Source organism: Frateuria sp., from assembly GCF_013362045.1.
In the GTDB taxonomy this organism is placed as follows: domain Bacteria; phylum Pseudomonadota; class Gammaproteobacteria; order Xanthomonadales; family Rhodanobacteraceae; genus Frateuria_A.
Window position 1 is genome coordinate 1 of the sequence record NZ_JABFWW010000280.1, and the last position, 4,496, is coordinate 4,496.

General features: G+C 67.9%; 5 protein-coding genes. All 5 read right to left on the reverse strand.

Going from position 1 to position 4,496, the window contains the following annotated elements:
* Positions 1-336: 336 nt before the first annotated feature.
* Complete coding sequence (locus HOQ08_RS13485; protein WP_291195837.1) at positions 337-849, reverse strand: hypothetical protein; 513 nt, start codon at positions 847-849, stop codon at positions 337-339.
* A 212-nt stretch (positions 850-1,061) separates the two neighbouring features.
* A complete protein-coding gene (locus tag HOQ08_RS13490) occupies positions 1,062-1,976 on the reverse strand; it encodes a 5'-3' exonuclease H3TH domain-containing protein (protein ID WP_291195839.1) in 915 nt (304 codons plus the stop codon).
* Positions 1,964-2,533 (reverse strand): nitroreductase, encoded by a 570-nt coding sequence (locus HOQ08_RS13495; RefSeq protein ID WP_291195841.1) that lies wholly within the window; start codon positions 2,531-2,533, stop codon positions 1,964-1,966. Before HOQ08_RS13495 ends, HOQ08_RS13490 begins: the two co-directional genes overlap by 13 nt.
* Positions 2,534-2,585: 52 nt before the next feature.
* Positions 2,586-3,275, reverse strand: a complete 690-nt coding sequence (locus HOQ08_RS13500; RefSeq protein WP_291195844.1) for a TorF family putative porin — start codon at positions 3,273-3,275, stop codon at positions 2,586-2,588.
* Between the two features lie 250 nt (positions 3,276-3,525).
* Positions 3,526-4,496: S8 family serine peptidase (locus HOQ08_RS13505; RefSeq protein ID WP_291195847.1), on the reverse strand; the 971-nt coding region annotated here is incomplete at its 5' end.

Genomic DNA, 4,496 nt, shown 5'->3' on the forward strand with positions numbered 1-4,496 from the left:
CAAGATCCTTTGGTGTAAGGGCGCTAAGCTCTTTGTATGCAGCGTCCGTGGCTTGCTTGCTGCCGGTGCCCTCGCCATGCAATTTGTAGTCCTTTGGGCCAACAAATGCGAAGAATACGAATGGGGATGCAGGGCTGCCGGGCGCTGAAACAAAGACCAAGGAGCGTGTGTCGTCACAGCTGTAAACGAGCCATTGAGAGCCGCCGTAGCTCTTGTGCGCTGGGCCAACGTTGCACTGGAGCGTTGAAGGGCTTGCCGCAAAGACTGGACCGGTGCACAGGATTGACAAGAAGGGTAGACACAAGCTGCGCACGATGGAGTCCCCTAACGCTGGAGTTAAGCGGCGCGCGGCTTTTCGCGCGTCCGCTTGGACGAGTGGTTAGGGGCTACGGTAGCAGGAGCCGAGCTGAAAACCCGCCTTAATTCGACCTCGCCCTTGGGAACCCAAGGCTTTCCATGGGGCGCGAAAGTACCGTGGGTGTTCGTTTTGACCCAATGAAAGACCACTTCTGCTTCTAACACTCGCTTCGCGCCAGGGCCATGGACCATCACGCCGTTTACCAAAAGTTGCTCGAAACGACCTACTGAGCCGTCCATGTCGCTTTGTTGGACGCCGAGCTGCACCCAACAATTTGTATCTGTTGGATCCATGAGGAAGGCACCGTGGTGGAAATCGGTGGAGTACAACGCGAATGTTTTGTAGGCAACTCCGTCGTGTTCGGGACCGAAATGCTTGAGCTGACAAACCGAAGCGTGCGCCAAATGCTCACGGTTTGATTGAGCGACGGAAGGAAGACAAGCGGCCCAGAGCAAGGCGACAAAAATGCAGGCCAAACCGCTACGTTCCATGAGTGGACCCTAACTATTGAATGTACGGACCCGTGGGTCCGGTTATACATGCGTGAACTGCTAACGCCAAGGCGGCGCAACATGTTGATCTTTGGACAGACTTCGCCTGCTGCGTCCGGCTAAACGTTGGCGGCATAGCCGGACCCAGTCGAGCGACAAGGATGTCTGCTTTGGGTCGAAAGCGGACAGCGCCAGTCGGCTCCGATTTTTGCTCAAAGTCCTGCCAGCGCCCGCAACCGCGAACGGGTGAGTGGCCCGAAACGCAGCTGTTCGCACAATGCCGCAAGTTGTCCGTTGCCGGTGTTCCGGCGCAGTGCGTCGGCGGCGGGCGCCACCGGGGCGTCCAGCGCGATGCGGGTGAGGCGGCGGTACATGAGGGCTAGCTCGGCGTGTTCGCGCAGCCGCGCGGCGCAGGCCGCGGCGCCGCGCAGGCGCAGGAAGGCCACTTCGTCGACCCGTTCGAGCAGTGCGTCCAGGCTGCCGAAATGGGCCAGCAGCGCGGCGGCGGTCTTGGCGCCGATGCCGGGCACGCCGGGGATGTTGTCCACCGCGTCGCCGCACAATGCCAGGTAGTCGGCCACCTGGTGCGGGTGCACGCCGAGCTTCTCGTGCACGCCGGCCGGGCCCCAGCGCACGTTGCGGGCGAAATCCCATTGTTCGTCGCGCTCGCCAAGGAGCTGGCCGAAATCCTTGTCGGCCGAGACGATCACGCTGGAAAGGCCGTGTCCGCGCAGGCTCCACATCGCGCTGCCGATCAGGTCGTCGGCTTCGTAGCTGTGGTCGATCAGCACGGCGATGCCCAGCGCCTCGGTGATCGCCCGGCACAGCACGAACTGGCGCTCCAGCGCAGGCGGCGGCAGTTCGCGGTTGGCCTTGTAGGCCGGGTAGATCGCGTTGCGGAAGGAGCTGGTGAGCGAGGCGTCGAAGGCCACCGCCACGTGTTCGGCGCGGGTCTTCTCCAGCAGCTCGCACAGGAAGCGGGTGAAGCCGTGCACGGCGTTGACCGGGTGGCCGTCGGCATCGTGGAAGGCGTCGGGCATCGAGTGCCAGGCGCGGAACACGTACAGGCTGCCGTCGATCAGGTGCACCGCGGACGCGCGCGCGTCCGCTGCGGTCAGGGCGTCCATGTGCAGAGCAGGTCGTCCAGCGCGGGACGGTCGCGGTCGGGCACCTCGATCTGCGCCGTGCCGATGTGCACGAAGCCGACGACCTGTTCGTTGGCCGACAGCCCGAGCAACTCGGCGACCTGGGCATCGTAGGCGGCCCACCCGGTCAGCCATTGCGCCCCGTAGCCCAGCGCATGCGCGCCCAGCATCAGGTTGTAGGCCACGCAGCCGGCGGCCATCCGCTGCTCGATCGGTGGCACCTTGCTGCTCTCGGTCAGGCGCGCCACCACTACCAGCACCAGCGGCGCGAAGGCGTAACGGGTGCGCTCCTTTTCGCGCTTGGCCTCGGAGAGTTCCGGGTCGCGTTCGATGGCGCGCTCGGCCAGCCGCTGGCCGAAGGCGAGCTTGGCCGCGCCGCGCAGTTCGATCAGCCGGAACGGCACCAGCTTGCCGTGGTCCGGCACGCGGATGGCCGCTTCCAGCAACGCGCGCAGCGTTGCGCCTTCCGGCGCCGGCTCGCCGAGCTGGCGCGAGGGAATGGAGTGGCGTTGCAGCAGCAGGGACAGCGGATCGGGCATGGGGAGCAGATGCGGAAAAGCGTCATCCTACACAAGCCGGCGCCGCATCCGCTCACCACGAGCGCGAGCAGCTGAGCACCCAGGCCTGGCGCGCGGGCCGGCCGTCGTTGGAGTCGTCGAACGGATAGGGCTCCTGGCTGCCGCGGGCGATGGTCCAGGCCAGTTGCAGCTCGTAGCCGCGCCAGTCCAGGCCCAGGCCCAGGCGTGCGTCGGTGCGGTAGCGGCCGGAGTCGTAGTCGATCGGCCCCTCGCGTCGCAGCAGCCCGAGGTGCGCGAGCAGGTGCAGCCGCTCGGTGAGCGGCCAGGTACGGTCGAGCGCGGCGTAGAGAACCGGCGTGCGCTGCCCGAAGTAATGGTGGGCGTAGTACAGGCGCAGGCTGGAGCGGTCCGAGGCGAGGCCTACGTAAAACTCCCCGTAGCGATATGCCATGTCGCCGGCAATCGTGGAGTACTCCACGCCGGCGTCCCAGTCCAACCCGTCGCGCAGCGGCCGTGCGATGCCGACGTAGGCCAGCACTTGCGCGCGGGTCCGTCCGTCCGGCCGCACGCTGGCGGCCAGCATGCCGGCATACCATCCGGCGTTGCCGTCGTAGGCCGCGGACAGCTGCACCGCAGGCTGGCCATCGCTCAGCGAGACGCCGCGGAAGCGGTAGTCCGACAGCAGCGCCGCGCTGCCGGAGACCTGGGCGCCGGCCGTGGACGTGAACAGCAGGGCGCTGAGGGCAATCGCGTGGCGTCGCACGGAACAGTCCCATGGAGCGGACGATGGCCGGCATGGCGGCCGCGGGCATCCTGCGTGCGCACTCGGCTGCCTCGCGCCGGCGGACGGCTGGCCGCTGGTGGCGCGAGCCTAGGCATGCGCCGATATAGTCCATGTGGACTTCGTGGCGTCGGGTCCGTCAATCGTGCCGATGGCCATCGGGGCAGCGGAACTTGATTGCTCGCCGCGCGTCGGATCCTTCGCTGAAATCGAGTGAGCGAGCGACGCTTCCTCAGCGGACCGACAGCGTGGGCGCCTTCCCCTGCCGGTCGATGCGGTAGAGGGCTGCGCGCAGCTGCGCGGGGGGCAGCTGCGGCGACAGCTCGCGCAGCAGGGCGGTCAGGCCGCTCACCTGCGCGGCAGCGAACGAGGAGCCGGAAACGAAGCCCCAGCCGGCACCCGGCCGGGTGGTGGGAATGTCACGCCAGGGTGCGCGCAGGGCGTCGGCGACGCGGCTGCCGTCGTCGTCGCCGGCCACCGCCAGCACCCCGGGGTGGTCCGCCGGGAAGCCGCCGCCGGCCAGCTGCGGATCGACGGCGGCGACGATGCTGACGTGCCGGGCCAGTGCGAGGTCGAGCAGTTGTGCCAGCAAGGCGTCGTCCGGCCCGGCAAGGCTCATGTTGAATACCTGCGCATGGGCCTGCAGCGCAAACTGCAGGGCCTTGGCCAGGGTGAAGCTGCTGCAGGTGGCGCCCTGTGAACTGCCCTGCCAGCAGGCGCGCAAGGCGAGCAGGCGCGCGCCCGGCGCGACGCCGGCCACGCCGACGCCGTCGTCCGCGTGCGCGACGATGATGCCGGCCACTTCGGTGCCGTGCGCCTCGGCGCGATAGCCGCCGTCATCGACGAAGTTGCGCGCGGTGGCGATCTGCCCGCGCAGGTTCGGATGGGTGAGCTCCACGCCGCTGTCCACCTCGGCGATGGTGATGTGGCGGCCGGTCGCACGCGCGTGCAGCGCGTCCAGATGCCAATCCACCGTGGCCGGCGGAAGGATAAGGAGCGGGTCGCGGGCACCCAGCGCCCGGAACAGGTGCATCGGCTGCGCGGAGGCCACGCGCGGATCGGCCGCAAGCCGCTGCAGCAGCCGTGCATCCGCCCGGTCCGTCGCCTGCATCACGAAGCAGTCCACGTCGAGCGCGGGAATCGGCCAGTCGTCCAGCAGCACCAGGTGGTAGCGGCGGGCCAAGGCGCGCGCGGCGTGGCGCC

Excerpts from the sequence above, each read along its gene's own strand:
- HOQ08_RS13485 (WP_291195837.1), bottom strand. The coding sequence starts at position 849 with ATGGAACGTAGCGGTTTGGCCTGCATTTTTGTCGCCTTGCTCTGGGCC.
- HOQ08_RS13490 (WP_291195839.1), bottom strand. The coding sequence starts at position 1,976 with ATGGACGCCCTGACCGCAGCGGACGCGCGCGCGTCCGCGGTGCACCTG.
- HOQ08_RS13495 (WP_291195841.1), bottom strand. The coding sequence starts at position 2,533 with ATGCCCGATCCGCTGTCCCTGCTGCTGCAACGCCACTCCATTCCCTCG.